Genomic DNA, 25,614 nt, shown 5'->3' on the forward strand with positions numbered 1-25,614 from the left:
CGACCATAAGGCGGCTCTTCCGATACCGAACCGGGAATAGATGAATGTCGATCCGGCCTAGAACGTCACCCATTCGGTTCCGCCGGGGAACACCACGTCCTCGACCTTGTCACCGATCTTGGTCACCGCCAGCAGCAGCGCGACGATCACGATCAGGTCGATCACGATCACCGCGCCCCACACGAATGCCGGGTGGAACGGCCCGATCCGATCATACCCATCGCGGGTCACGCGCGGGCGGTCGCTGAACGGCGCGGCGTTCATTTGGCGAGCGCCGCCTGCGCCGCCGCCAGCCGCGCGATCGGCACGCGGTACGGGCTGGCCGAGACGTAATCCAGCCCGACCTTCTCGCAGAAGGCGATCGACGCCGGGTCACCGCCATGTTCGCCGCAGATGCCCAGCTTGATGTCGGGACGCGTCTTGCGCCCGCGCTCGGCGGCCAGTTCGATCAGTTCACCCACGCCTTCGACATCGATCGAGACGAACGGGTCGCGGGCATAGATGCCCTTTTCGACATAGACGCCCAAGAAGCGGCTGGCATCGTCGCGGCTGACGCCCAGCGTCGTCTGCGTCAGGTCATTGGTCCCGAACGAGAAGAACTGCCCGGCCTCGGCAATCTCGCCGGCCTTGAGCGCGGCGCGCGGCAGTTCGATCATCGTGCCGACCAGATATTCGATCCGGCGGCCCTTGTCGGCGAACACGGCTTCCGCCGCCTTGTCGACCACCGTCTTCATCAATTCCAGCTCGCGCTTGGTGCCGACCAGCGGGATCATGACCTCCGGAATCGGCGCCTCGCCCGACTTCTCGGCGACGATCACCGCCGCCTCGAAGATCGCGCGCGCCTGCATCTCGTAGATTTCGGGATAGGTCACGCCGAGGCGACAGCCGCGATGGCCCAGCATCGGATTGAACTCGTGCAGTTCCGCCGCGCGGCGCTTGAGCTGGTCGACGGCGATGCCGGCCGCCTGCGCCACTTCGGCGAACTCGGCTTCCTGATGCGGCAGGAATTCGTGCAGCGGCGGGTCAAGCAGACGGATGGTGCAGGGTAGCCCGACCATCACCTCGAAAATCTCGACGAAATCACTGCGCTGTTCGGGCAGCAACCGCTCCAGCGCCGCGCGCCGCCCGGCCTCGTCCTCCGCCAGGATCATCTGGCGCACGGCGGTGATGCGCGACTGTTCGAAGAACATATGCTCGGTGCGACACAGCCCGATGCCCTCCGCGCCGAAATCGCGCGCGGTGCGGCAATCGAGCGGGGTTTCGGCGTTGGTCCGCACCTTCAGGCGGCGGACGCCATCGGCCCATTCCATCAGCGTGCCGAAATCACCGGCGAGTTCGGGCTGCACGGTCGCGACCGCGCCCGCCATCACCTCACCGGTCGCGCCGTCGATCGTCACGATGTCGCCCTCGCGAATCTCGCGGCCGGCGACCTTCATCACGCCCGCCTTCGCATCGATCGCGATGCTGCCGGCCCCCGACACGCACGGCCGACCCATGCCGCGCGCCACGACCGCTGCGTGGCTGGTCATGCCGCCGCGTGCGGTCAGGATGCCGCGCGCCGCGTGCATCCCGTGAATATCCTCCGGCGAGGTTTCGGTGCGGATCAGGATCACCGCGTCGCCGGCATTGGCGCGACGCTCGGCGGTGTCGCTGTCGAATACCGCGATACCGCTGGCGGCACCGGGCGACGCCGGCAGCCCCTTGGTCAGCACGTCGCGCTTCGCCTGCGGGTCCAGCGTCGGGTGGAGCAGCTGGTCCAGCGCCTGCGGATCGACGCGCAGGATCGCTTCCTCGCGGGTGATGAGGCCCTCTTCGGCCATGTCGACCGCGATCTTCAGCGCGGCCTTGGCGGTGCGCTTGCCCGAGCGGGTCTGCAGCATCCACAGCTTGCCCTGCTGCACCGTGAATTCGATGTCCTGCATGTCGCGGTAATGCCGCTCCAGCCGGTCGAACACGGCGGCCAGTTCGCCATAGGCGTCGGGCATCGCCTCCTCCATCGACAGCGGCTTGGCGTTCGCCGCCGCGCGCGCCGCGGTCGTCAGATATTGCGGCGTGCGGATGCCCGCAACCACGTCCTCGCCCTGCGCGTTGATGAGGAATTCGCCATAATAGGCGTTCGCGCCGGTCGACGGATCGCGGGTGAAGGCGACGCCGGTCGCCGACGTGTCGCCCATATTGCCGAACACCATCGCCTGCACGTTGACCGCCGTGCCCCAGTCGCCCGGAATGTCGTTCAACCGGCGATAGACCTTGGCCCGGTCCGCCTGCCACGACCCGAACACCGCGCCGATCGCGCCCCAGAGCTGGTCGTGCACGTCCTGCGGGAACGGCTTGCCCCACAGTTCGACGACGATGTCCTTGTACTGGGCGACCAGCGCGCGCCAGTCGTCGGCGGTCAGGTCGGTGTCGAGATAATAGCCGCGATCTTCCTTCGCGATCTCCAGCGCTTCCTCGAACCGGCCATGGTCGAGTTCGAGCACGACGTCCGAATACATCTGGATGAAGCGGCGATAGCTGTCCCACGCGAACCGCGCGTCGTCCGACACGCTCGCCAGCCCCTCGACCGTCCGGTCGTTGAGGCCGAGGTTCAGCACCGTGTCCATCATCCCCGGCATCGACACCCGCGCGCCCGAGCGAACCGACACCAGCAGCGGGTCGGCGTCATCGCCGAAGCGCTTGCCGGTGATCCCCTCGATATGCGCGATCCCGGTCGCCACTTCATCGCGCAGGCTGTCGGGAAAGCGCTCGCCCTCCTCGTAATAGCGCGTGCACATCGTCGTCGCGATGGTGAAGCCCGGCGGCACCGGCAGGCCGATCGACGCCATTTCCGCCAGGTTCGCGCCCTTGCCGCCCAGCAGCGTCTTGTCGCCCGACCCTCCGTCCGAAACCCCGCCGCCGAACCGATAGACATACTGCGTCATAGTCGTTCCCTTGTTTCCGGGGCCATCGGGGCCACGGGGTTGGTATCGGCGGGCGACGAATCACCTTGCCGTCGCCGCCCCCGTTAAACGGGTTAAACCGACAGGTCAGCCCTCGATTTTAGAAAAATCGGCTACCCGGTGTACCGCATCGCGGACCCGTGCCAGCAATGCCAGCCGCGCGGTGCGCTTGTGCGGGTCGGCATCGTTGACCGTGACGTCGGTGAAAAAGGCGTCGATCGGCGCGCGCAAGGTGGCGAGCGCGGCCATCGCCCCGGCGAAATCCTCCGCCGCGATGGCCTGTTCCGCCTGCGGCTCGGCCGCGTCGAGCGCCGCGATCAACGCCGCCTCGGCCGGCTCGCGATCATAGTCGTTCGCTTCCCGCTCGGCCCGCGCCAGTTCGGCGACGACGGGCGCGAAGTCGGGGTCCTCGACCATCGACAGCGGGTCTTCCTCGCCGGTTTCGGCGATGTGCCTGCTGGTGCCCGGCGCTTCCTTCTTCAGGATATTCGCCGCGCGCTTGTACCCCGCGAGCAGGTTCGCGCCGTCCTCGGTCGTGACGAAGGCTTGGAGCGCATGGACGCGGGCGAGCAGGCGGACGAGATCGTCCTCGCCGCCCAGTGCGAACACCGCGTCGATCAGGTCGTGGCGGACGCCGGCTTCGCGTTGCTGGACTTTGAGGCGGTCGGCGAAGAAGTCGGGAAGCGTATTCTTCGTCCGTTCAGTAGCTTCTATTAGGTTTTCGATACCAAGCTCGAACAACTTTTGTCGCACTAAAGCGTTGTGACGCTTTTCAAAGAACGCATCTATGGCAAAACGAACCTTTTGCCGCCTGACAAGTGAAGGGTTGTCTGATCTAAAGACTGCTTGGGCGTTAAGCGTCATCGAAATGACAAACACTTCCGCCAAGGTCAAACGTAAATGGTTCGACGTGATTAGCCGAAGAACACCAAGCGCCGCGCGACGTAACGCAAATGGATCGCGCGATCCGGAAGGCATTTCGTTCGCTAGAAAAAATCCGACAAGCGTATCCAGTTTGTCCGCCAACGCCACGGCCACCGTCACCGGCGCATTGGGAACATCATCCCCCTGCCCGACCGGCTTGTAATGATCGCGCACCGCCTCGGCGACTTCCACCGGCTCGCCCTGCGAAGCGGCATAATAGCCGCCCATCAGCCCTTGCAATTCGGGGAACTCGCCGACCATGCCGGTGACCAGATCGGCCTTGGCCAGCCGCGCAGCGCGTTCGGCGTGGGCCGGATCGGCGTTCTTGACGACACCACTCTCCACCAGCCACCGCGCGAGCTTCGCCACCCGATCGACCTTATCGGCGACGGTGCCCAGCTTCTCGTGGAACACGATCTTTTCGAGCTTCGGCAGTTGGTCATCCAAACGCTTACGGGTAGTACGTCGGCGTTCAGTCCCAAGTCCCTCGTGGTTCCACTGATCCTCTTCCCAGAAGTGCTGGGCATCCGACAGCCGCGCCGCCAGCACCTTGGCATTGCCCGCGACGATCCGCTCGCCGCCGTCCGCCGCGTCGATATTGGCGGTGCAGACGAACGCATTGGCCAACTGCCCCGCGCCGTCGCGGCACACGAAGTACTTCTGGTTCACCCGCGCGGTGAGCTGAATCACCTCGGGCGGCACGGCGAGGAACGCTTCGTCGAACCGGCCGAGCAGCGGCACCGGCCATTCGGTCAGGCCGGCATTCTCCGCCAGCAGCCCCTCATCCTCGACCAGCACCAGCCCCGCGCCCTGCGCCGCCATCTTCGCGCCCACCGCGATGATCGCCGCGCGCTCATTCTGGTCGACGATGACATGGGCGTCGCGCAGCGTCTCGACATAGCTGTCCGCCGACGTGATCGTCACCGGGCCGTCGTGATGGAACCGATGCCCCATCGTCTCCGCGCCGCTGGTCACGCCAGCCACTTCGCACGGCACCACAGCGTCCCCGAACAACGCGACGATCCCCTGCAACGGCCGCACCCAGCGCGGGGACTCCGGGCTGAGCGACGCCGCGCCCCAGCGCATCGACTTGGGCCACGGGAAGGCGCGCACGATGGCGGGGATCGCGGTGGCGAGAACCGTCGCCGTCTCGCGTCCCGGCACCTCGGTCACCGCGAACAACACGCCATCGCGCTCGGTCAGCGCCTCGCGGGTCAGGCCGGTCTTGCGCAGGAACCCCTCCAGCGCCTGTGGCGGGGCGGAGGCACGCGGCCCCTTCACCTCTTCGCGCACCGGCTTGGTCGCTTCCGGCAGATCATGCGCGATCAGCGTCAGGCGGCGCGGCGTCGCATAGGTGGCGATGCGCGGCGCGGCGATGCCGGCCTTGCCCAGTTCGGCGACGAACAGCTTTTGCAGGTCCTCTCTAGCCTTGGCCTGCATTCGCGCGGGAATTTCCTCGCTGCGCAGTTCGAGCAGAAAATCGGTCATGCCACCCACCCCGGAAACTTCGCCTGCCATCTGGGCGTCTGCGTCTCGATAAACTTCGCGCAACTGGCCTTCGCCAGATCGCGCACGCGGCCTATATAGGCCTGCCGCTCCGCGACGGAGATCACGCCGCGCGCGTTGAGCAGGTTGAACACATGGCTCGCCTCGATCGCCTGTTCGTACGCCGCGATCGGCACGTCATGGGCCAACGCATTCTCGCACTCCGCCGCCGCCTTTTTGAACAGATCGAACAGGCCGTCGGTATCGGCGACCTCGAAATTCCATTTCGACATCTGCCGCTCGTTTTCGAGGAACACGTCGCCATAGGTCACGCCGGCATCGTTGAACGCCAGGTCGTACACGCTGTCCTTGTCCTGGATATACATCGCCAGGCGTTCGAGGCCGTAGGTCAGCTCGCCCGCGACCGGCTTGCAGTCGAACCCGCCCATCTGCTGGAAATAGGTGAACTGGGTGACTTCCATCCCGTCGCACCACACTTCCCAGCCCAGGCCCCATGCGCCCAGCGTCGGCGATTCCCAGTCGTCCTCGACGAAGCGGATGTCGTGCTGGGTAAAGTCGATGCCGATCGCCGCCAGCGACCCCAGATACAGTTCCTGCAAATTCGGCGGGCTGGGTTTCAGGATCACCTGATACTGGTAATAATGCTGCAGGCGGTTGGGGTTCTCGCCATAACGCCCGTCGGTCGGCCGACGCGACGGCTGGACGAACGCGGCGTTCCACGGCTCCGGCCCCAGCGCCTTCAGCGTCGTCGCCGGGTGGAACGTCCCCGCCCCCATGCGCATGTCATAGGGTTGCAGGATGACGCAGCCCTTGTCGCTCCAATAGTCGTGGAGCGTCAGGATCATTTTCTGGAAGCTGAGCGGGGCGGACATGGTTTCGCCTTTGAATGCGGAGATGCCCCGCGCCTAGCCGCATCGTCGAGCGCCGGTCAAGCGAACCGCATGTCAGGTCTAAGCGACATCATGTCAGGTAGTATTGACACAAAGCGCAAATCAGCGGATACATAGTCAGGTAAACACGACACATTGTCGTCCATAATTGACATGGAAGGCCCAAGCGATGCTCTGTCCCGACACCCGTCGCCACGCGCTGTTCGTCGTCGCGCTGTGCGCCGCCGTCGCCGCCATGGCGGCCGACCGCCCCGAACGGGCCGCGCCGGTCGCCGCACCGATCGCCACGACCGGCGGTGTCGCCTTTGCCGCGCAGCTAGGCGATGCGGCGGTCTCGCTGTCGTGGCGTTGAGGGCGGAGGGAAACATGCCGCAGGACCGTTGGGGCGAAAACCGTGCGGCCACCCGCGCGCGCCGTCGGATGATGTGGATCGCGGGGACGGGAGCATTGCTGGCCGCCCTGCCCTTCGCGCTGCATTTCGGTGCGCGGCATTACGCCGCTGCGGGTGGCGCGATGCCGGAAGGGCGCTTCCCGATCTGGATACCTGTCGCCTTCTGGATCACGGCGATTGCCGTCGCGATCGTCGGCGCACTCCGCCTGTACCGGTTGAGCGACGAGTTCGAACGGCAACGAATGGTCGAGAGCATCGCGGGTGCCGGCGCGGTGCTGCTCCTGCTGGTTCCCCCGACCATTTTCCTCGACCTGCTGAAGGGCGGCGCGGCGCTCCTGGTCTGGCTGCTGGCGGTCGCCACCGGTTTGACGATGTTCGCCCGGCGACGTCTGGACGCATGAAGAACCGGCTGAAGATCCTGCGCGCGGAACGCGACTGGAGCCAGGCCGAACTGGCCGGGCGGCTCGATGTGTCGCGACAGGCGGTGAACGCGATCGAAACCGGCAAGCACGACCCGTCGCTACCGCTCGCCTTCCGCATGAGCCGGTTGTTCGACCTGCCGATCGAGCAGATTTTCGAGGATGACGTCGATGGTTGAGGATTGGGGCACCGCACGCGAACGGCAACGCCGGTGGCGGCGATGGAAATGGGTCGCGGCGGCTATCGCAGTGGTCGCGCTTGCGCCGCTGGTCACGACGTTCGTACTGGGCATCGTCGAGGGGTATAGCGAGGTCGCCGATCCCGCGCGGACGGTCCACACCCGCGATCATGCCGGCTATATCGCCATCGCCATCGCGATGCTGGGCGCACTGGTGTTCAACCTGCGCATCTGGCGCAACGCCGATGAGGTCGAACGGCAACAGATGACCGACGCGGCGGCGATCACCGGGGTCGTCGCGCTGATCGCACTGCCGGTGCTGTCACTGGCGGCAAAGCCGCTGGCATTGTCCAATCCGGCGATGATCGGCTGGAGCCTCGCCATCGCCGCGCTGGTCGTCACCCGCATCGTCCAGCGCCTGCGCAGATGATCGTCCGGGTCGCCGCCGCGCTGTTCGGTTGGCTGTCGCTCGCCAGCCCGGTCGCGGCGCCGGCGGCGCTGGCCCCGGCGCTGTGGGTCGCGCGCGACGCCGACACGACGGTCTGGCTGTTCGGCACGGTGCATCAGTTGCGTCCCGGTACGCCGTGGCTGACCGGAGCGGTCGCGCGGGCCTTTGCCGACAGCGACACGCTGACGCTCGAAATCGCCCCGACCACGCCCGACGCGATGACCAGTGCGCTGGTCAAGGCCACGCCTGCCAAGCCGGCCCCGCTGCCCCCCGACCTCGACCGACGCCTGCGTAAGCGTGCGCATGAACTGGGCTTTCCGGCCAATGCCTTCGACGCGACCGACCCGTGGTTCGCGGCGACGACGCTCGCCGCGCAACCGCTCGCCCGTGCCGGCTACAGCCCCGCCCCCGCGCCCGAAACGCTGCTCGCGACGCTGGCCGGGCGCAGCGACACCGCGATCGAACCGCTGGAGACGCTCGACAGGCAACTCGATATCTTCGCCGCCCTGCCGCAACCGGCGCAGCGCACGATGCTCACCCGCGTCCTGGCCGATCCCGATCCCGTGCCGGCGATGGACCGGATCGTCGCGACATGGGGCCGGGGCGACGTCGCGACGCTCGACCGGCTGCTGGCGAACGACATGGACGCGGCCGGCCCGGCGGTGCGGACCGCACTGCTCGACCGGCGCAACGCAGCGTGGGCGGGTAGAATCGCGCAGTGGATGCGCCAACCGGGGACACGGTTCGTCGCGGTCGGTGCGGGGCATCTGGCGGGGCCGGGCAGCGTGCAGGCGCGGTTGCAGGCGCTGGGGGTGGAGGTGACGCGGGTGCGATAGTCCCCGCCGTGTTTACCGCTCCCGCCCCACCGTTCGTCCTGAGTAGCCACTGAGCTTGTCGAAGGGGCGTATCGAAGGACTGCCACAGGTGCTTCGATACGGGTCTTCGACAAGCTCAGCCCCTACTCAGCACGAACGGGGTGGCTTGATCGCTCCCCAAACCTTGCCTTTCCCCCCGAACTCCCCTATGCGCCCGCGCTTGTTCGTGCCGGGGTCATCCCTGGAGGCCCGGCCGCGCAAGACACAGAAACCAAGCATTCAAGGAAGACATGATGAGCGACACGCTGCACCTGTCGGCCGAGACGCGCGATCGGGTAGGCAAGGGAGCCTCCCGTGCCCTGCGTCGCGATGGCCGCGTCCCCGCCGTGATCTATGGCAACAAGCAGGACCCGCAGGGCATTCACCTGAACGCCCGCGAACTGATGAAGCAGCTGATGACCGGCCACTTCATGAACTCGGTCATCATGGTCGATGTCGGCGGCACGAAGGTCCGCACGCTGGCCAAGGACGTCGCCTTCGACGTCGTCACCGACCAGCCGATCCATGTCGATTTCCTGCGCATCTCGAAGAACGCGACCGTCACCGTCGCGGTCCCGGTGGTGTTCACCAACGAAGACGACGCGCCCGGCATCAAGCGTGCCGGCGGCGTGCTGAACGTCGTTCGTCACGAAATCGAACTGGTGGTCGAAGCGTCGAACATCCCGACCGAGATCGTCGTCGACCTGACCGGCCGCGAAGTCGGCGACTCGATCCACATCTCGGAAGTGTCGCTGCCGAACGGTGCCGAACCGGCCGTCGAGGACCGCGATTTCACCGTCGCCACCATCGTGCCGCCGACGGTCCCGACCGCCGAGGACGAAGCGCTCGACGCCGAAGTCGCCGAAGCGCAGTCGGCCGAAGCCGCTGCCGAGGCCGAAGAGGCCGACGCCGAAGGCGAGGACAAGGCCGAGGGCTGATCCGCCCTGCCTTCGTGCCGCTTCGGGGAGCGGGATGGCCATGCCGTCCCGCTCCCTTTTGCGTTGAGGAGGCGCGTCATCCCGGCGAAGGCCGGGATCCATGGACACGGCCACGTCGCGGATCGATCGATGCCACCCGACACAATGGATTCCGGCCTACGCCGGAATGACGATGGTCACGAACTGCGCGCGCCGCCCCGTCGTCCCCGCGCAGGCGGGGACCCATACACGCAACGCCAGCGTCTTGATCCATAGCCGTTGCGGCAATGGATTCCCGCCTTCGCCGGAATGACGGTTAGGGCTACAGGCGTCCGCACCGATCTCGCCACCCCGAAGGACCCGCCAATGCAGCTCTGGACCGGCCTGGGAAATCCCGGCCCGCAATATGCGATGCATCGCCACAATATCGGCTTCATGGCCGTCGATGCGATCGCCGAAGTCCATGGCTTCGCCGCGCCGAAACGCGCCTTCCAGGGCTGGGTACAGGAAGGGCGCATCGGCACGCAGAAGATACTTCTGCTGAAACCCGGCACCTGGATGAACGAAAGCGGGCGATCGGTCGGCGAGGCGATGCGCTTCTACAAGCTGACGCCCGCCGACGTCACCGTGTTCCATGACGAACTGGACCTTGCGCCGTTCAAGCTGAAGGTGAAGGTCGGCGGCGGCCATGCCGGGCATAACGGCCTGCGTTCGACCGATGCGCATATCGGGCCGGACTTTCGCCGCATCCGCCTGGGCATCGGTCATCCGGGACACAAGGACCGGGTGACGCCCTACGTGCTGGGCAATTTCGCCAAGGCCGAGCTGGATGACCTCACCGACCTGCTGGGCGCGGTCGCGGCGGAGGCGCCATGGCTGGCGGCGAACGACGATGTGCGCTTCATGAACGAGGTGGCGCGGCGGATGGGGTGACGGGTCGACACCTGCTGCCCTCGTTCCCTGCGCCACGCTCCTGCTGCCCCAGGCGTCACCCCAGCGCAGGCTGGGGTCTGGTCATGATCGGACGCCGTGGTCACCAACTGCTAGACCCCGGCCTGCGCTGGGGTGACGTATGCGGGGGGGATCGGTCCAGTATCCCCCAAACTCCGCAAGATCGGTCGAGCGCCCCCGCCCTTCCCGCGCGCATATGTCCATGCCACACAAGGAACGGACATGACGGCGAACGCCTCCCCCTATCACGACCGGATGCAGCGCGCGCTCGACCATATCGACCGGCATCTGGACGACGAACTCGACCTCGCTTCGATCAGCGCGGTCGCGGCCTTTTCCAAATATCATTTCCATCGCCAGTTCGTCGCGACCTTTGGCCTCACCGTACATCGCTATGTCCAGCTTGCCCGGTTGCAGCGCGCGTCGCACCGCCTCGCCTTTCATGGCGAGCGCGTCACCGACGTCGCGCTGGATGCCGGTTACGATGCGCCCGATGCCTTTGCCCGCGCCTTTCGCCGGCATTTCGGGCAGTCGCCGTCATCGTTCCGTTCCGTGCCCGACTGGGCACCGTGGCGCGCGGCGCTCCTGCCGCTGGATCATGCAAGGAACCGATCCATGCCCAGCTATGACGTCACCATCCGCGATTTCCCCGACACCCGCATCGCGTTCCTGTCGCATGTCGGCGACATGACGGGCATCGGCGACACCATCCGCCGGTTCATCGCCTGGCGGCGCGCGAACCGCCTGCCTCCATCGGAGGGCGCGACCTTCAACATCTTTCACAGCGATCCGCAGGCCATGGCCGCGGGGCCGGTCCGCATCGACCTGTGCGTCGCCACCGACCGCGACGTTTCGGTCGAAGAGGGGGTGACCATCGGCCTGATCCCCGGCGGCCGTTGCGCGGTGGTGCGTATCACCGGTCGCGCCGACGACCTCGAAGCACCCGCACTCCACCTCTATCGCGACTGGCTGCCCGAGAGTGGCGAGGAACTGCGCGACTTCCCGCTCTTCTGCCAACGGGTCCGTTTCTTTCCGGACGTGGCGGAACACGACGCGGTTACCGACCTGTTCCTGCCGCTGCGATAGCGGCCGCACGGCGAACGGTACAGATCGGGCCGAGCAACCACCAAGAAGCTTTAACCAATGCGGATCAGTGTCTTCGCATGGTTCGACGCGTTGTTTCTGTTGTGCGTGCGGTACGTTCCGCGATCCTTCCGGTCGCATCGGGAAGTGTCTATTTCCTGGCTGCCGTCGCGTCGTTGAAACTCACGCTGGGCAATGACGGTATCGCGACCTTGTGGCCGCCCAGCGGGATCTTGCTCGCGGTCCTGCTGCTCGCGCCGCGTCACCGGATCGCGTGGCACGTCGCGGCGGCAGCCATGGGGGCGGTCGTGGCCAATCTGGTTGCGGGCAACCCGCCGCTGACCGCGCTTACCTTTGCCGTCGCCAATATCGGCGAATCCACGCTCGCGGCATGGCTGCTGCGGCGTGGCGGCAGGGGCGGCACGTCCTTCTTCGACCGGCAGGGCCTGCTGCGGTTTGGCGGTGCCACCATCGCCGGTGCGATGCTGAGCGCGATGATCGCCTCGACGACAGTGATCGCCGCATCGGACCGGCTGTTTCTGTTCTGGCTGTCATGGCTGTCGACCGATCTGCTCGGCATCTTCGTCGTGACCCCGGTGATCCTCATCTTCGGACGGGCGCTGCACCGCCCCCGCACCTGGGCCGTGCCGAAATCGCTCGCGACGACGATGGCGGTCTTCACGCTGATCGCGGTCGTCTCGGCGGTGACCTTTGCCCAATCGACCTATCCGCCGCTGTTCGTGCCGATGCTGGCGGTGCTGCTCGCGGTGTTCTGGGTCGGTCCGCTCGGCGCGGCGGGGGGCGTGCTGATCGTCGCCATCGTGTCGACCTCCGCCATGACGCTGGGCATCGGACCGATCGCGCAGGACGATATCGGACCGCTGCAACGCAGCCTGTTGCTGCAATGCTATCTGTTGACGACCTTTGCCGCATCGCTGCCGATCGCCACGCTGCTGGCGGCGCGCGACCGGCTGCTCGCGCGGCTTGCCGAAAAGATGCGGCTGCTCGAACTCGCCGAAAGCGCGGCGGAAGTCGGCCATTGGCGGCTGGACACGGGCCGGCAACGGGTCACCTGGTCGCAAGGGGTGTTCCGCATTCACGGCATTCCCGACACCATGCCGCCGACGTTCGTCTCCGCGCTGGCGGCCTATCATCCCGACGACCGGGCGATGGTGACCCGCCATATCGATCATGCGATCGCGAACCATGCGGGCTTCGAATTTCGCGCGCGCATCGTCCGCCCCGATGGGGAGGTGCGCCAGGTCTTTTCCCGTGGCGAGATCGACCGGATCAACGACGATGGCTCGTTCTGCCTGTTCGGCATCACCCGGGACGTCACCGTTCAGGTCGCGCACGAAACGCTGCTCAACGACGCACGGGTCCGGGCAGAGGAAGCCGCACGCCTGGCGACGATCATGGCCGAAACCGACCAGTTGACCGGGATCGCCAATCGCCGCCGGACCATGACCGCCTTGGAACTGGCGGTGTCGACCGCGGACGTCGATGGCGGTCCTGTATCGATCGCGATCTTCGACATCGATCATTTCAAACAGGTCAACGACCGCCATGGCCATGCGACCGGCGATCAGGTGCTGCGGCGCGTCGCCCGGATGGCCGCCGACGAACTGCGCAAGGCGGACGTCATCGGCCGGTTCGGGGGCGAGGAGTTCGTCCTGATCCTGCCCGACACCACCGCCACCGTCGCACTGCGGATCGCCGAGCGGGTTCGCGCCGCGATCGAGAAGGGCAACCATCATCCGCCGGTGACGATCAGCGTGGGCGTCGCCGAACGGCTGGCGGGCGAGACGGGCGAGGCGTTGCTGCGCCGGGCCGATCAGGCGCTCTACGCCGCCAAGCACGAGGGCCGTAACACGCTGCGCCTCGCCGCCTGACGGAAACCGCTCCCCACGGACCGGTGGCAACGGGGCTTTCCTACACGACCCGCCTTCGTCATGCTCCCCTGTCCCGCCCCCATCCCGTGCGCCGCAGCGTGCCGGACCGGGTGCGCCACGAACATGGTGCGAGTGTGAACTTTGTGAACTTTGACGCCGCCTTGCCCCCTTGGCGGTCGGTCCGATAGAAGGAGGTCCATGGCCAAACCATTGCAAATTCTCGTCTTCCTGTTGCTCCTGCTTACCGGCACCGTTGCACAGGCCGCACCCCGCTGCCCCCTGACCGGCGATGCGCGGATGGCAGTCGGCAACCGGTCGGTGCTGGTCCACCTTCCGCGCGGGCAGATGCCCGACACCCCCGCCCCGCTGGTCATCCTGCTCCATGGCAGCGGTGGGACCGGTGCGGCGATGCTGCGCGATTCGAACCTGGCCGATGCCGCCGATCGTCACGGCTTCATCGTCGTCGCCCCCGACGCCGGCATCGTCCATGACAAGGGCTTCGTCTGGAACATTCCCGGCGTCCCCACCGTCGCGGGCAATATTCCCGGTCCCGACGCACCCGACGATGTGGCTTTTATCGGCGCGACGATCGATCAGCTTGCCACGCAGGGCTGCGTCGATCCGGCGCGGGTCTATGCCACCGGCCTGTCGGGCGGTGGGCGCATGACCTCGTGGCTCGGCTGCGTCGCCGCCGAGCGCTTCGCCGCGATCGCCCCCGTCGTAGGTCTGCGCGCCGGCAATCCGCTGGCCAGCGACCCCGCCCGCCCCGATCCCGCGACCTGCCGCCCGTCGCGGCCGATGCCCGTCATCACCTTTGCCGGCGACGCCGACACCACCAACCCGATCCAGGGCGGCGGTACGAAATACTGGTCCTACACCATGCACGCCGCCGAACAGCGCTGGGCGGCCCTCAACGGCTGCACCGCCGCCCCCACCACCCGCTGGGTCGCGCCGAAGGTCTATGAGGAGCGCTATACCGCCTGCCGGGGCGGCGCGGACGTAGCCGGACGGATCACCGTCGGCGGCGGCCATAGCTGGGTCGTAGACAACGACGCGCTGTGGGCCTTCCTGTCGCAGCACCGCCGCTGACCCTTTCCAAAGCGTTCCCGATCGGCCAAGCCGCGACCATGACCGTCCGCACCCTTTTCCCCACCCATCTCCATGAAGCCAGCCTGCCCGACGCCGCGCTGGTCGCCGATCTCGACGCCTCGGTCCGCGCGCTGGCCGAGGACGACATGGCCGGCCGCCGCTGGTCGAAGGAGCATGGCTATCGCGGCTATACCTCCTACGCGTCGCTCAACGACCTGCCGATGCGCGATCCGGTCTTCGCCGACCTGAAACGCGTGCTCGACCGCCATGTCGCGATGTTCGCCGCCGCGTGCGGCATGGACCTCGCCGGCCGCAAGCTGAAGCTCGACAGCCTGTGGGTGAACCTGCTGAAGCCCGGCGGCGGCCATTCGGGGCACCTCCACCCGCACAGCGTCGTCTCCGGCACCGTCTATGTCGCGGTGCCCGAGGGCGCGGGCGGCATCCGGTTCGAGGACCCCCGGCTGCCGATGCTGATGGCCGCCCCCACCCGGCCGGGCACGTTCGAGACGGTCGCGCCGCAACCCGGCACGCTGCTGCTGTGGGAAAGCTGGCTCCGCCACGAAGTCATGCCCCATGCCGGCAAGGGCGAGCGGATCAGCGTCAGCTTCAACTATCGGTGGTAGCTTTTGCAAAGCCCGTCGCCAGCGGCTAAGGCGCAGGCTTTCCATCGTCTCCGGGATAGCATCACGTGGGTTTTCGCTGCGGTATCGTCGGGCTGCCGAATGTCGGCAAGTCCACCCTGTTCAACGCGCTGACGCAGACTCAGGCGGCACAGGCGGCCAACTATCCCTTCTGCACGATCGAACCGAATGTCGGTAACGTCGCCGTGCCCGACCCGCGGCTCGACGCACTGTCCGACATCGCCGGTTCGGCCAAGAAGATCGAAACGCAGCTGGCGTTCGTCGACATCGCCGGCCTCGTGCGCGGCGCGTCGAAGGGCGAAGGGCTAGGCAACCAGTTCCTCGGCAATATCCGCGAAGTAGACGCGATCGTCCACGTCCTGCGCTGCTTCGAGAATGACGACATCCAGCATGTCGACGACCGCGTCGATCCGATCGCCGATGCCGATACGGTCGAAACCGAGCTGATGCTGTCCGACCTCGAATCGCTCGAAAAGCGCGTGCCGAACCTCGCCAAGAAGGGCCAGCAGGGCGACAAGGAAGCCAAGGTCGCCGCCGCCGTGCTGAGCCGCGCGCTCGACCTGCTGCGCGAAGGCAAGCCCGCCCGCCTGACCGAGATCAAGGACGAGGAAGAGGAACGCTTCTTCGCGCAGGCGCAGTTGCTGACCGCCAAGCCGGTCCTCTACGTCTGTAACGTCAACGAAGAGGACGCTGCCGAGGGCAACGACCTGTCGGCCAAGGTCTTCGAAAAGGCGAAGGCGGAGGGTGCGCAGGCGGTCGTCGTGTCGGCCGCGATCGAAGCGGAGATCGCGACGATGGAGCCGGCCGACCGGGCCGAATTCCTGTCCGACCTGGGGCTGAAGGAAACCGGGCTGGCCCGCGTGATCCGCGCCGGATATTCGCTGCTCCAGCTCCTCACCTTCTTCACCGTCGGCCCGAAGGAAGCCCGTGCCTGGACCGTATCGGTCGGGGCCAAGGCGCCGCAGGCGGCAGGCGAGATCCACAGCGACTTCGAACGCGGCTTCATCCGTGCCGAAACTATCGCCTTTCCCGATTATATTGCGTGCAAGGGCGAAAGCGGCGCGCGCGACGCAGGCAAGCTGCGCGCGGAAGGCAAGGAATATGTGGTCCAGGACGGCGACGTGATGCTGTTCCGTTTCAACGTCTGATCCCTTCGCTGCCGCCGTGCCGGAGATCGGCGCGGCGTCGGGGCTTGCGGTCGACCGGTTTCCGGTTGAAACTGGTCCCATGCGCTATTTCGAAGACATCGCCGTCGGCGATACCGCCCGCTTCGGTTCCTATCCCGTGACGCGGGAGGCCGTGCTCGACTTCGCCCGGCAATATGATCCGCAGCCGTTCCATCTGTCGGACGAGGCGGCGGCACAGACCCATTTCGGGCGGCTGGCGGCCAGCGGCTGGCATAGTTGCGCGATGACGATGGCGATGCTGGTCGAACAATGGCGGGTCGATCCCGTCGCCAGCCTGGGGGCAGCCGGGATCGACGAACTGCGCTGGCGCCGCCCGGTCTATCCGGGTGATACGCTGCGATGCGAGACGGAGGTCCTGTCGACCCGACCCTCCGCCAGCCGCCCGGAAATGGGAAGCGTGGCCAGCCGGGTTACGGTGCGCAATCAGGACGATCAGGTCGTGATGACCTTCATCTCGCAAGCCCTGATCGCCACCCGGGCCGCTACCCTGTCAAGCTGAGCGAACGATCACTCCGACCGGGGTGGTCTCCGCCCACCGCCGCGCCCTTCGGGGCCACGAAAGCGACCGCCGCCCGGACGTACGCCTTCGGGTCGTTCGAACCCGCGCACGGCGCCGGCGGACGGCCTCTCCGGTCGGGGCGGCATCGCCGACTGGCTGCTGCCGCGCGGGACGTTGCGGAAGCCGGAACGCCCATCGAAGCCGGGGCGGCGGTCCGGTCCTGCATCCGGTCGCCCGCGCCAACCGCCGGGTTGACCGGGCACCGGTGACTGACCGCTGCCGCGCGGGACATTGTCGAACCCGCGTCGGTCGTCGAACCCCGGCCGCCGATCGCCGCGCCAGCCCTCCGGCCGCCCAGGCAAGGGAGACTGGCTGCTGCCGCGTGGGACATTCTGGAAACCGGGCCGGCCGTCGAAGCCGGGGCGGCGATCGTTCCAGCCCGGCCGATCCCAGCCATCCCAGCGCGGACGCCCGTCGCCCCAGCCGCCGCGCCACTGGCCACGTCGCTGCTGCCAGTAATAACGCTGGCGGTCGTTCCAGCGAAACGGACGGCGATAGCGATCATAGACGTAATAGCCGGAGCCCGGATAATAATAGTCGCCGAACCAGCCCCAATACGGATCGCCGAACCCGCCGGCATAGCCGTCATAATATCCATTATAGCCGCCACCATAATATCCCGGCGAGGCATAGCCGACGCCGACCCCACCATAGCCATAATCGCCATAAGCACAGGCGGATACGCCCGCCCCTGCGGCCAGGGTCAGCACGATTGCGCGCAGCCGATGAAACATGCGTTTGCTCCCGCAGGCGACGGGCATGGGCGCGACGCCGATGATGATGGCAAGCAACGGTCGGCACGGACCGCCGGTTCCTGCGCAGGACATCACCGCTAAGCACCCGCGCCTGAATGCAGGCTGTCAGGCGTGTATCAGGCTGACGTGTCCGTAGCAGTTGAAGCCGTAAGCCACTGCAGCCGACCGCGAGAGGGGGTGTCGTTCTCCCATCGCGGACGGGTAGCGGGGTGAGCGCGGAGGATGGCGTTGCAGGTCGGTGTGTCAGCGTCGTGAACGTCGGCGATGGCACGTACCGGTCAGTCCTGACGCCGCTCTGTCGCTTTCATGTTGGACGATGTGCAGGAATAACGCTTGGGCGGGCAGTCCGGCCTTGTCCGACTTACCGAGACCGATCGACCTTCATCCGCAAGACGTCACTTGGGGCTTCCCGGTCGGCCTGCCCAGAAGACATCAATCGCGATGGAGCGGTCCCGGACCAAGTCTGGCGTAACGTCGGAATAAAGGCGTCCTTGCTGCCGAACCGCACCGGATGTCGGTGCGACTTGGTACCGCTTCGTGAGATCATACGACGAGGCTTGTCGAAACAGGTGAATCGACGCGTGCCGGCACGTCGTTCTCCACGACTACAGGCCGGGATCCGTTTGCGGTTACGGCACGGCAGATATATCCGGCTATGCCCTGCCCCGCGCGCGGGCCGATGCTTAACCTTCCACCGATCGGACCCGTTGCCCCGGACGAACTGCCCACGGCAACACCACCGGTTGGGAGCCGTCTCGCCCAAGACGGTACATACGCCGCCTTCGCGCAACAGGGTGAAGTAACAACGATGTTCCGCACGGGTATTCGCGCAGTTGAAGTTGGATCAACATTCATGTTCTATTTCGTCACCCCGGACTTGTTCCGGGGTCCACTTCGCCGCGATCACGGTCGATAGAGGCTCACACGGCACCGATTGCCGCTCCGTGGACCCCGGAATATGTCCGGAGTGACGGAGAGGCTGGAGGCATCGATCGGGAACGACACAGGGGGTAGCTGACGGTTGATCGGCCCGAGGTCCTGAATAGACAGTTCGCGCGCAGCCGCATTGTCTCGGCCAGCATGGACCATAGCGGGGCCAACCCGCTGTCGATCATCGCGTTGTGTTGCAGATCGCCGCGCGCCGTTGCCCGGCCAACGGCACCTCGGGCGAAGACAGGTTCACAGCGGCGAGCAGGATCAGCGGGAGTCGGTGACACCACGCCCGACGGTGGCTTCCGCCCGGCGTCATGCGAAGCGCCTTACCGAACTAAGCCCCGCGGCCAACCAGCGTGCCGCACCATTCGAATCGTAACGGCGGGGCGCGCACGTCGCTGCCCCGCCCTGCTCAATGCCCCGGAAACGCGACCAGCGCAGACACCGCGATCCCATCGGCCCGCAGCGCATCCGCACCGCCCAGATCGGGCAGGTCGATCGCGAACGCCGCCTGCTCGACCGTCGCCCCGGCTTTCCGCAGCAACCGGACCGCCGCACGCGCGGTGCCGCCGGTGGCGATCAGGTCGTCGACCAGCAGGACACGGGCGCCGGGAGTACAGGCATCGGCATGGATCGCGATCCGGTCGGTGCCATATTCCAGCGCATAATCCTCGGCGATGGTCGCGCCGGGCAATTTGCCGTCCTTGCGGATCAACACGACCCCGGCACCCAGCGCCAGCGCGACGGCGGGGGCAAAGACGAAGCCGCGCGCCTCGATCCCCGCGACCAGATCGATCGGCCCCTGCACAGCCGCGACCATGCCGTCGACCGCGAGGCGAAGTCCTTCCGGATCGAGGATCAGGGTCGTGATGTCACGAAACTGGATGCCGGGCTTGGGAAAGTCCGGAATGGTACGGATGCGTCGGGCAAGCTCTGCCGGCCCGATGCCATCCGCGATGCTCAATGCTTCATGCCCCGCCAGATATTGCGATAGGCACCGAAGGCGAGCGCGGTGAAGATCAGCAGGAAGATCACCGCCGCCGCACCCGCCGCATGACGCGTTTCGAGGTTCGGCTCGGCGGTCCAGGTGAGGAACGCGGCAACGTCCTTCGCCATCTGGTCCACCGTCGCGCGGGTGCCGTCCTGATACTGGACCTGATCGGCCGCGGTCAGCGGCGGCGCCATGGCGAGGTTGAGCGTGGCGAAATAGCGGTTGAAATGCAGCCCGCCCGGCGTCTTCGCATCGGGGAATTTCTTCAGCAATTCCGCCGGCTGCGGACCATAGCCCGTCAACAGCGAATAGACGTAATCCGAGCCGTCGTCGCGTGCCTTGGGCATCAGCGACAGGTCGGGCGGCACCGCATTGTTGTTGGCGGCGCGCGCGGCGACGTCGTTGGCGAACACCAGCGGGAAACGATCCGACGGCAGGTTCTTGCGCGTCGCCGGCTCACCGGTTTCCGGGTTCACGCTCGGCTGTTCGATCTGCCAGTCGGTGGCGATCGTCTTCACCTGACCTTCATCATAGCCGAGCTGTTCGAGGTCGCGGAACGAGATCAGCCGGATCGAATGGCAGGCCGAGCAGACTTCCTTGTATACCTGAAACCCGCGCTGCAGCTGCTGCTTGTCGAAGGTGCCGAACAGGCCCGCCGATTGCAGCCCGGCGTCGCGCGGCTTCAGGTGGAACTCATGCTCGGCGGAATGGACCGGTTCGTCATGGATCATGCCGCTGACGGTCGAGAAGATGCCGAGCAGCAGCGCGAAGAGGAAGCCTGCGCCGACGACGAGGTTCAGGTTGCGGGCGAGAAAGCGGGAAGCGAAGGAGAGCATCGTTGTTCCCTTACTCGGCCGCGGCCGGGGTGGCGTGACCATGGGCGGCGGTCTGCGCGGGCGACGTGCCGCCCTCGCCCTTCAGCACCGCTTCGGTGATCGAATTGGGCAGCGGACGCGGACGCTCCATCGCCGACACGATCGGCAGCACGACCAGGAAGTGCGCGAAATAATATCCCGCAGCGATCTGGCTGAGCAGCACCGTCACCGGCGTCGCCTCCGCACCGCCCAGATAACCGAGCACCAGTACGTCGAGCAGCAGCACGATCAGGAAGATGCGATAGGTCGGGCGGTAATTGGCCGACTTGACCGGCGACTTGTCCAGCCACGGCAGAAAGAACAGCAGCAGGATCGAGCCGAACATCGCCAGCACGCCCCACAGCTTCGCCGGGAAGATGAAGTCGACGGTGAACGCCTTCAGGATCGCGTAGAAGGGCAGGAAATACCATTCGGGCACGATATGCGCCGGCGTCGAGAGCGGGTTGGCCGGGATGTAATTGTCCGGATGGCCCAGCAGGTTCGGCGCGAAGAAGATCAGCGACGCGAACACGATCAGGAACACGCCGAGGCCGAAGCCGTCCTTCGCCGTATAATATGGGTGGAAGGGCACGGTATCCTGCGGCCCCTTCACCTCGACGCCGGTCGGGTTGTTCGACCCCGGAATGTGCAGCGCCCAGATGTGCAGGATGATGACGCCCGCGATCACGAACGGCAGCAGATAGTGGAGCGAGAAGAAACGGTTAAGCGCGGCATTGTCCGGCGCATAGCCGCCCAGCAGCCATACGCGGATCGTCTCCCCCACTCCCGGTAATGCCGAGAAGAAGCCGGTGATGACCTGCGCACCCCAGAAGCTCATCTGCCCCCAGGGGAGCACATAGCCCATGAACGCGGTCGCCATCATCAGCAGGAAGATGACGACGCCGAGCAGCCACACCATCTCGCGCGGGGCCTTGTACGACCCGTAATAGATGCCGCGCGCGATGTGCGTATAGACGACGATGAAGAACATCGACGCGCCGTTCGCGTGGGCATAGCGGATGAACCAGCCCGACGGCACGTCGCGCATGATGCGTTCGACCGAATCGAACGCGACCGCGCCATTGGCGGCATAATGCATCGCCAGCACGATGCCGGTGATGATCTGCACCGCCAGCGCCGCGCCGGCCAGCACACCGAAGTTCCAGAAATAATTGAGGTTGCGCGGCACCGGATAGCCGGCGCCGACCGCGTTGTATACCAACCGGGGAAGCGGCAGCTTCTCGTCCAGCCACCGCATCAGCGGCTGTTTCGGTTCGTAATGCTTGGCCCAGGGGAAGCTCATGACTCTCTCCTCAGCCGACCGTCACGACGGTGTCGGACGTGAATGCATATTCGGGAACGTGCAGGTTCTGCGGCGCGGGGCCGGAACGGATGCGCCCGGCGGTGTCGTAGGCCGACCCGTGGCACGGACAGAAATAGCCGCCGAACGGCCCCTTGTTCTCACCCTCGCCAGCGCCCAACGGCACGCAGCCCAGATGGGTGCAGACGCCCAGCGTGATGAGCCAGTTGGCCTTGCCCGTCTTGGTGCGTTCCGCCAGCGTCTGCGGGTCGCGCAGGTCGCTCACCGGCACGGCGTTCGCCTCGGCGATTTCCTTCGGCGTCAGGTTGCGCACGAACAGCGGCTGTTTGCGGAACGTCGCCTTGATCGCCTGTCCCGGTTCAATCGACGACAAGTCGATCTCGGTCGTGGACAGCGCCAGCGTATCGGCGGCGGGCGACATCTGGTTGATGAGCGGCAGCGCGATCACGCCTGCGCCGACCCCTGCAAATGCCACCGCGCCGATCGACAGATAGTCGCGCCTGCGGGGATTGTCCGGCCCACCGTCGAGCGCGGTAGCGCCGCCTGCGGGTACGTGCTGATCGTCGTCAGTCGCCATTCAACAGCCCTTGTCGTCGGACGCATTTCGCGCCCTGCCCCTCTCCGGTCGCCTTCGTATGAGGCGACGCCGGACCGATCGGTTTTCCGTCCAGTCGCACGGGTGATAGCCGGGCGTTCGACCGTTTGCCAATCCCTTTTGCCTTTTCAGCCCCGCCGACATCCATCATGTTCAGATTGGCGCAAGCGATCACATGGTCTATGCGGCCCAACTAGTGCCTTTTGGTTTCCTCGCGCGTTTCGGGAAGTTCATGCGTCGTCTCGCCCTTTTGCTCGCTGTCATCGCCTCGTTCCTTACCCTGCCCGCACTGGCGCAGGTGATCGACGTCCCCGGCCGCGAACCGCCGCCATCGACCACCGACACCCGCAATCTGTGGATCCTCGACCTGTCGACCGGCGGGCGGGTGACGATCTGGCTGCGCCCCGATGTCGCGCCGAAGATGGTCGCGCGCATCAAGACGCTGACCCGCGAGAAGTTCTATGACGGCCTCGCCTTCCACCGGGTAGTCGACGGGTTCATGGCGCAGGGCGGCGATCCCGACGGTGACGGCACCGGCGGGTCGAAGCTGCCGAACGTGGAGAAGGAGTTCAACTATCTCCCACACGTCCGCGGCGCGGTGGCGGCGGCGCGCGCGAATGACGAAAACAGCGCGAACAGCCAGTTCTACATCATGTTCGCGCCCAAATTCTCGCTCGACAAGAAGTACACGGTGTTCGGCCGGGTGCTCGACGGGATGCAATATGTCGATGCGATCGAACGGGGCGAGCCGCCGGCGAACCCGTCGCGGATCGTCCATGCCTATATCGCCAGCGACAATCCGCCGCCGTATCAGGCCGCCGCGCCGGTCGCGCTGCCCGAAACCGTAGCCCCGCTGCCCGCGACCGCCCCGCGCAAGCCCGCCGCCACAGCGCCAGCGACGAAGCGCCCGCAACCGGCCCGCACCCGCTAAAGGCGAACCGCATCCCCATGCACGTCGACCTGTTCGACTTCGAACTGCCGACCGACCGCATCGCACTGCGCCCCGCGTCCCCCCGCGATGCGGCGCGGATGCTGGTGCTGGACGGCGATGCGACACGGGACCTTGGCGTCCGTGACCTGCCGTCTTGCCTGCGACCTGGCGACCTGCTGGTATTCAACGACACGCGGGTCATTCCGGCGCAATTGGAGGGCAGGCGCGGCGATGCGACGATCGGCGCCACGCTGCACAAGCGCGAAGGGCCGCGCCGCTGGCGGGCGTTCGTGCGCAACGGGCGGCGGCTGCGCGACGGTGACGCGATCGATTTCGGCGCGGGCGTCACCGCGACCGCGAGCGACAAGGGCGACGACGGCAGCTTCGCGCTGGATTTCGCCGGCGACGAACCGGTCGAGCTACTGCTGGAGCGCGCCGGCCGGATGCCGCTGCCGCCCTATATCGCGTCGAAGCGCGGCGGGGCAGACGCGCGCGATGCGGAGGATTACCAGACGCTGTTCGCGCGCGAGGCCGGCGCGGTCGCCGCGCCCACCGCCGCGCTGCACTTCACGCCCGAGCTGATGGCGGCGCTTGAGGCGGCGGGGATCGGCCATGCCACGCTGACGCTGCATGTCGGGGCGGGCACCTTCCTGCCGGTGAAGGCCGACGATACCGACGACCACAGGATGCACGCCGAATGGGGCCGGATCGACCGCGCGACGGCGGACCGGCTGAATGCCATACGCGCCGGGGGCGGCCGCGTCATCGCGGTCGGCACCACCAGCCTGCGCCTGATCGAGAGTGCCACCGACGCCGATGGCCAGGTGCAGCCGTTCGAGGGCGACACCGCAATCTTCATCACCCCCGGTTACCGGTTCAAGGGGATCGACGGGCTGATGACCAATTTCCACCTGCCCAAATCGACGCTGTTCATGCTGGTGTCGGCGCTGATGGGGCGCGAGCGGATGCTGGCCGCCTATGCCCATGCCATCGCCGCGGAATATCGATTCTACTCCTATGGCGATGCGTCGCTGCTGCTACCCTAGCGCAACCTCGGCCGGGGCGTCGGCAGGCGCGGCGAGTAGCCCTTCGCGCTTGGCGACGATGGTCGGCACCAGCATCTGACCCGCGACGTTGACGGCGGTCCGGCCCATGTCGAGGATCGGATCGATCGCCAGCAACAACCCCGCCCCCTCCAGCGGCAGGCCGAGCGTGGTCAGCGTCAGCGTCAGCATCACGGTCGCGCCGGTCAATCCGGCGGTCGCCGCCGATCCCAGCACCGACACCATCACGATCAGCGCATAATCGCCCGCACCCAGCGGCAGGCCGAAGAATTGCGCGACGAAGATCGCCGACACCGCCGGATAGATCGCGGCGCACCCGTCCATCTTGGTCGTCGACCCCAGCGGCACGGCGAAGGCGGCATAGGCGGCGGGCACGCCCAGCGCCTGCTCGGTCCGCTCCTGCGTCACCGGCAGCGTGCCGACCGACGAGCGGGTGACGAAGCCGAGCTGGATCGCCGGCCATGCGCGGCGGAAGAACCACAGGGGCGAGATACGGTGCAGCGCCAGCAGCGCCGGATAGACGACGAACAGCACGATGCCGAGGCCGAGATAGACCGTCGCGGCAAAGGCGCCGAGCGAGGACAAGGTGCCCCAGCCATAGCGAACGATCGCATCGCCGATCAGCGCCGCCGACCCGATCGGCGTCAGCGCGATGACCCAGCGCAGCAACCGCCGCAGGATCATCAATGCCGAGGTGTTGAAGGCAAGGAACGGCTCCCCTGCTGCCCCGACCCGCACCGCCGCCGCGCCGACCGCGATGGCGACGACGATGATCTGCAACACGTTGAACCCCAGCGTCGTCGTCGCCGCGCCCTCCGCGACCTTGGTCGAGGCGGTCAGGCCGAGCAGGTTGGACGGCACCAGACCCCTGAGGAAATCGAGCCACGTCCCCACCGTGCCGGGCTGTTTCGCGCTGGCCAACGGCACCGCGCTGTGCAGGCCGGGCTGGAGCGTCAACGCGAGGACGATGCCGATCGACACGGCGATCAGCGCGGTCAGCGCGAACCATAACAGGGTCTGCCCGACCAGCCGCGCGGCGTTGGGCAGGTCGCGCAACGCCGCGATCGACCCGACGATGGCAGTGAACACCAGCGCCGGAACCAGCACCTTGAGCAGTTGCACGAAAATCTGGCCGATGGTGTGCAGCAATGTGCCGATCGCACCATCGGCCCCGCCCGCCTCGGCGGCGATCAGGCCCAGCGCAACACCCGCGACCATGCCGATCGCGACCTGAATGCCGAAGGACGGCAGGATTTTCGTTGCTTTTTGCATGGGCGAGGACTTCGGTGTGCGGGGCGTCC

General features: G+C 66.7%; 25 protein-coding genes. 15 read left to right on the plus strand and 10 right to left on the minus strand.

Translation table 11 applies throughout. From position 1 onward, the window contains the following. Positions 1-57 precede the first annotated feature (57 nt). From ASE83_RS13365 to ASE83_RS13380, 4 genes are all read right to left on the minus strand, one after another. The gene (locus ASE83_RS13365) at positions 58-264 is read right to left on the minus strand and encodes a hypothetical protein (RefSeq protein ID WP_055790912.1); all 207 of its coding nucleotides are present in this window, start codon (positions 262-264) and stop codon (positions 58-60) included. Next, on the minus strand, positions 261-2,921 hold the full coding sequence (gene ppdK / locus ASE83_RS13370) for a pyruvate, phosphate dikinase (protein WP_055790915.1): 2,661 nt from the start codon (positions 2,919-2,921) through the stop codon (positions 261-263). The genes ASE83_RS13365 and ppdK overlap by 4 nt, the downstream gene beginning before the upstream one ends. Positions 2,922-3,026: 105 nt before the next feature. Next, entirely contained in the window at positions 3,027-5,351 is a 2,325-nt protein-coding gene (glyS, locus tag ASE83_RS13375) for a glycine--tRNA ligase subunit beta (protein WP_055790917.1), read from the minus strand. Beyond that, positions 5,348-6,214 carry a glycine--tRNA ligase subunit alpha gene (locus ASE83_RS13380; RefSeq protein WP_055791246.1) on the minus strand — a complete coding sequence of 289 codons (867 nt, stop codon included), beginning with the start codon at positions 6,212-6,214 and terminating at the stop codon, positions 5,348-5,350. Before ASE83_RS13380 ends, glyS begins: the two co-directional genes overlap by 4 nt. A gap of 214 nt (positions 6,215-6,428) precedes the next feature. Here ASE83_RS13380 and ASE83_RS13385 point away from each other — a divergent pair, with 214 nt between their 5' ends. The 13 genes from ASE83_RS13385 (at position 6,429) to ASE83_RS13445 (ending at position 16,809) form a co-directional block, all read left to right on the plus strand. Beyond that, on the plus strand, positions 6,429-6,611 hold the full coding sequence (locus tag ASE83_RS13385) for a hypothetical protein (RefSeq protein ID WP_055790920.1): 183 nt from the start codon (positions 6,429-6,431) through the stop codon (positions 6,609-6,611). 14 nt (positions 6,612-6,625) lie between these two features. After that, the gene (locus ASE83_RS13390; protein ID WP_055790923.1) at positions 6,626-7,051 is read left to right on the plus strand and encodes a hypothetical protein; all 426 of its coding nucleotides are present in this window, start codon (positions 6,626-6,628) and stop codon (positions 7,049-7,051) included. Then, entirely contained in the window at positions 7,048-7,248 is a 201-nt protein-coding gene (locus tag ASE83_RS13395; RefSeq protein WP_055790927.1) for a helix-turn-helix transcriptional regulator, read from the plus strand. Before ASE83_RS13390 ends, ASE83_RS13395 begins: the two co-directional genes overlap by 4 nt. Further along, a complete protein-coding gene (locus ASE83_RS13400) occupies positions 7,241-7,678 on the plus strand; it encodes a hypothetical protein (RefSeq protein ID WP_235515990.1) in 438 nt (145 codons plus the stop codon). Before ASE83_RS13395 ends, ASE83_RS13400 begins: the two co-directional genes overlap by 8 nt. Continuing rightward, positions 7,675-8,532, plus strand: a complete 858-nt coding sequence (locus tag ASE83_RS13405) for a TraB/GumN family protein (RefSeq protein ID WP_055790933.1) — start codon at positions 7,675-7,677, stop codon at positions 8,530-8,532. Before ASE83_RS13400 ends, ASE83_RS13405 begins: the two co-directional genes overlap by 4 nt. 272 nt (positions 8,533-8,804) lie before the next feature. Then, positions 8,805-9,488 carry a 50S ribosomal protein L25/general stress protein Ctc gene (locus tag ASE83_RS13410; protein ID WP_055791250.1) on the plus strand — a complete coding sequence of 228 codons (684 nt, stop codon included), beginning with the start codon at positions 8,805-8,807 and terminating at the stop codon, positions 9,486-9,488. Positions 9,489-9,833: 345 nt separating this feature from the next. After that, positions 9,834-10,400 carry an aminoacyl-tRNA hydrolase gene (pth, locus tag ASE83_RS13415; protein ID WP_055790937.1) on the plus strand — a complete coding sequence of 189 codons (567 nt, stop codon included), beginning with the start codon at positions 9,834-9,836 and terminating at the stop codon, positions 10,398-10,400. 240 nt (positions 10,401-10,640) lie between these two features. Then, positions 10,641-11,504 (plus strand): AraC family transcriptional regulator, encoded by an 864-nt coding sequence (locus ASE83_RS13420; RefSeq protein ID WP_055790940.1) that lies wholly within the window; start codon positions 10,641-10,643, stop codon positions 11,502-11,504. A 77-nt stretch (positions 11,505-11,581) separates the two neighbouring features. Continuing rightward, the gene (locus tag ASE83_RS13425; protein WP_082443341.1) at positions 11,582-13,393 is read left to right on the plus strand and encodes a sensor domain-containing diguanylate cyclase; all 1,812 of its coding nucleotides are present in this window, start codon (positions 11,582-11,584) and stop codon (positions 13,391-13,393) included. A 198-nt stretch (positions 13,394-13,591) separates the two neighbouring features. Continuing rightward, positions 13,592-14,482, plus strand: coding sequence for an alpha/beta hydrolase family esterase (locus tag ASE83_RS13430; RefSeq protein WP_055790945.1), 891 nt, complete (start codon positions 13,592-13,594; stop codon positions 14,480-14,482). A gap of 38 nt (positions 14,483-14,520) precedes the next feature. Further along, complete coding sequence (locus ASE83_RS13435) at positions 14,521-15,105, plus strand: TIGR02466 family protein (protein ID WP_055790948.1); 585 nt, start codon at positions 14,521-14,523, stop codon at positions 15,103-15,105. 65 nt (positions 15,106-15,170) lie between these two features. Continuing rightward, positions 15,171-16,271 (plus strand): redox-regulated ATPase YchF, encoded by a 1,101-nt coding sequence (ychF, locus tag ASE83_RS13440; RefSeq protein ID WP_055790952.1) that lies wholly within the window; start codon positions 15,171-15,173, stop codon positions 16,269-16,271. Between the two features lie 79 nt (positions 16,272-16,350). Next, positions 16,351-16,809 (plus strand): MaoC family dehydratase, encoded by a 459-nt coding sequence (locus tag ASE83_RS13445; RefSeq protein WP_055791254.1) that lies wholly within the window; start codon positions 16,351-16,353, stop codon positions 16,807-16,809. Between the two features lie 8 nt (positions 16,810-16,817). Here the strand turns inward: ASE83_RS13445 and ASE83_RS13450 are convergent, their stop codons facing one another. From ASE83_RS13450 to petA, 5 genes are all read right to left on the minus strand, one after another. Then, entirely contained in the window at positions 16,818-17,603 is a 786-nt protein-coding gene (locus ASE83_RS13450; protein ID WP_156353111.1) for a peptidase, read from the minus strand. A 1,366-nt stretch (positions 17,604-18,969) separates the two neighbouring features. Beyond that, positions 18,970-19,521 carry an adenine phosphoribosyltransferase gene (locus tag ASE83_RS13455; protein WP_235513250.1) on the minus strand — a complete coding sequence of 184 codons (552 nt, stop codon included), beginning with the start codon at positions 19,519-19,521 and terminating at the stop codon, positions 18,970-18,972. Further along, entirely contained in the window at positions 19,518-20,384 is an 867-nt protein-coding gene (locus tag ASE83_RS13460) for a cytochrome c1 (RefSeq protein ID WP_055790960.1), read from the minus strand. Before ASE83_RS13460 ends, ASE83_RS13455 begins: the two co-directional genes overlap by 4 nt. A 10-nt stretch (positions 20,385-20,394) precedes the next feature. After that, entirely contained in the window at positions 20,395-21,705 is a 1,311-nt protein-coding gene (locus ASE83_RS13465; RefSeq protein WP_055790962.1) for a cytochrome b, read from the minus strand. A 10-nt stretch (positions 21,706-21,715) separates the two neighbouring features. After that, complete coding sequence (gene petA, locus ASE83_RS13470) at positions 21,716-22,300, minus strand: ubiquinol-cytochrome c reductase iron-sulfur subunit (protein WP_082443343.1); 585 nt, start codon at positions 22,298-22,300, stop codon at positions 21,716-21,718. Positions 22,301-22,550: 250 nt separating this feature from the next. Between petA and ASE83_RS13475 the strand changes: the two genes are divergently transcribed. Beyond that, positions 22,551-23,249: a peptidylprolyl isomerase gene (locus tag ASE83_RS13475; protein ID WP_055791265.1), complete on the plus strand. Its 699-nt coding sequence runs from the start codon at positions 22,551-22,553 to the stop codon at positions 23,247-23,249. A 17-nt stretch (positions 23,250-23,266) separates the two neighbouring features. Next, positions 23,267-24,295: a tRNA preQ1(34) S-adenosylmethionine ribosyltransferase-isomerase QueA gene (gene queA, locus ASE83_RS13480; protein ID WP_055790965.1), complete on the plus strand. Its 1,029-nt coding sequence runs from the start codon at positions 23,267-23,269 to the stop codon at positions 24,293-24,295. On the opposite strand, the gene ASE83_RS13485 is transcribed toward queA, so the two are convergent. Then, on the minus strand, positions 24,287-25,585 hold the full coding sequence (locus ASE83_RS13485; protein WP_055790968.1) for a dicarboxylate/amino acid:cation symporter: 1,299 nt from the start codon (positions 25,583-25,585) through the stop codon (positions 24,287-24,289). The two genes, queA and ASE83_RS13485, sit on opposite strands and share 9 nt — an antisense overlap. Between the last annotated feature and the right edge of the window lie 29 nt (positions 25,586-25,614).

The sequence above is a fragment of the Sphingomonas sp. Leaf32 genome (genome assembly GCF_001421765.1).
GTDB lineage: Bacteria > Pseudomonadota > Alphaproteobacteria > Sphingomonadales > Sphingomonadaceae > Sphingomonas.

Bases quoted from the DNA above. Each gene is read 5' to 3' on its own strand.
- ASE83_RS13365 (WP_055790912.1), bottom strand. From the start codon at position 264: ATGAACGCCGCGCCGTTCAGCGACCGCCCGCGCGTGACCCGCGATGGG.
- ASE83_RS13430 (WP_055790945.1), top strand. From the start codon at position 13,592: ATGGCCAAACCATTGCAAATTCTCGTCTTCCTGTTGCTCCTGCTTACC.
- ASE83_RS13425 (WP_082443341.1), top strand. From the start codon at position 11,582: ATGGTTCGACGCGTTGTTTCTGTTGTGCGTGCGGTACGTTCCGCGATC.
- ASE83_RS13435 (WP_055790948.1), top strand. From the start codon at position 14,521: ATGACCGTCCGCACCCTTTTCCCCACCCATCTCCATGAAGCCAGCCTG.
- ASE83_RS13405 (WP_055790933.1), top strand. From the start codon at position 7,675: ATGATCGTCCGGGTCGCCGCCGCGCTGTTCGGTTGGCTGTCGCTCGCC.
- ASE83_RS13475 (WP_055791265.1), top strand. From the start codon at position 22,551: ATGCGTCGTCTCGCCCTTTTGCTCGCTGTCATCGCCTCGTTCCTTACC.
- glyS (WP_055790917.1), bottom strand. From the start codon at position 5,351: ATGACCGATTTTCTGCTCGAACTGCGCAGCGAGGAAATTCCCGCGCGA.
- ASE83_RS13390 (WP_055790923.1), top strand. From the start codon at position 6,626: ATGCCGCAGGACCGTTGGGGCGAAAACCGTGCGGCCACCCGCGCGCGC.
- ASE83_RS13465 (WP_055790962.1), bottom strand. From the start codon at position 21,705: ATGAGCTTCCCCTGGGCCAAGCATTACGAACCGAAACAGCCGCTGATG.
- ASE83_RS13385 (WP_055790920.1), top strand. From the start codon at position 6,429: ATGCTCTGTCCCGACACCCGTCGCCACGCGCTGTTCGTCGTCGCGCTG.
- ASE83_RS13380 (WP_055791246.1), bottom strand. From the start codon at position 6,214: ATGATCCTGACGCTCCACGACTATTGGAGCGACAAGGGCTGCGTCATC.
- queA (WP_055790965.1), top strand. From the start codon at position 23,267: ATGCACGTCGACCTGTTCGACTTCGAACTGCCGACCGACCGCATCGCA.
- ASE83_RS13485 (WP_055790968.1), bottom strand. From the start codon at position 25,585: ATGCAAAAAGCAACGAAAATCCTGCCGTCCTTCGGCATTCAGGTCGCG.
- pth (WP_055790937.1), top strand. From the start codon at position 9,834: ATGCAGCTCTGGACCGGCCTGGGAAATCCCGGCCCGCAATATGCGATG.
- ASE83_RS13420 (WP_055790940.1), top strand. From the start codon at position 10,641: ATGACGGCGAACGCCTCCCCCTATCACGACCGGATGCAGCGCGCGCTC.
- ASE83_RS13445 (WP_055791254.1), top strand. From the start codon at position 16,351: ATGCGCTATTTCGAAGACATCGCCGTCGGCGATACCGCCCGCTTCGGT.
- ASE83_RS13460 (WP_055790960.1), bottom strand. From the start codon at position 20,384: ATGCTCTCCTTCGCTTCCCGCTTTCTCGCCCGCAACCTGAACCTCGTC.
- ASE83_RS13400 (WP_235515990.1), top strand. From the start codon at position 7,241: ATGGTTGAGGATTGGGGCACCGCACGCGAACGGCAACGCCGGTGGCGG.
- petA (WP_082443343.1), bottom strand. From the start codon at position 22,300: ATGGCGACTGACGACGATCAGCACGTACCCGCAGGCGGCGCTACCGCG.
- ppdK (WP_055790915.1), bottom strand. From the start codon at position 2,921: ATGACGCAGTATGTCTATCGGTTCGGCGGCGGGGTTTCGGACGGAGGG.
- ASE83_RS13410 (WP_055791250.1), top strand. From the start codon at position 8,805: ATGAGCGACACGCTGCACCTGTCGGCCGAGACGCGCGATCGGGTAGGC.
- ASE83_RS13395 (WP_055790927.1), top strand. From the start codon at position 7,048: ATGAAGAACCGGCTGAAGATCCTGCGCGCGGAACGCGACTGGAGCCAG.
- ASE83_RS13450 (WP_156353111.1), bottom strand. From the start codon at position 17,603: ATGTTTCATCGGCTGCGCGCAATCGTGCTGACCCTGGCCGCAGGGGCG.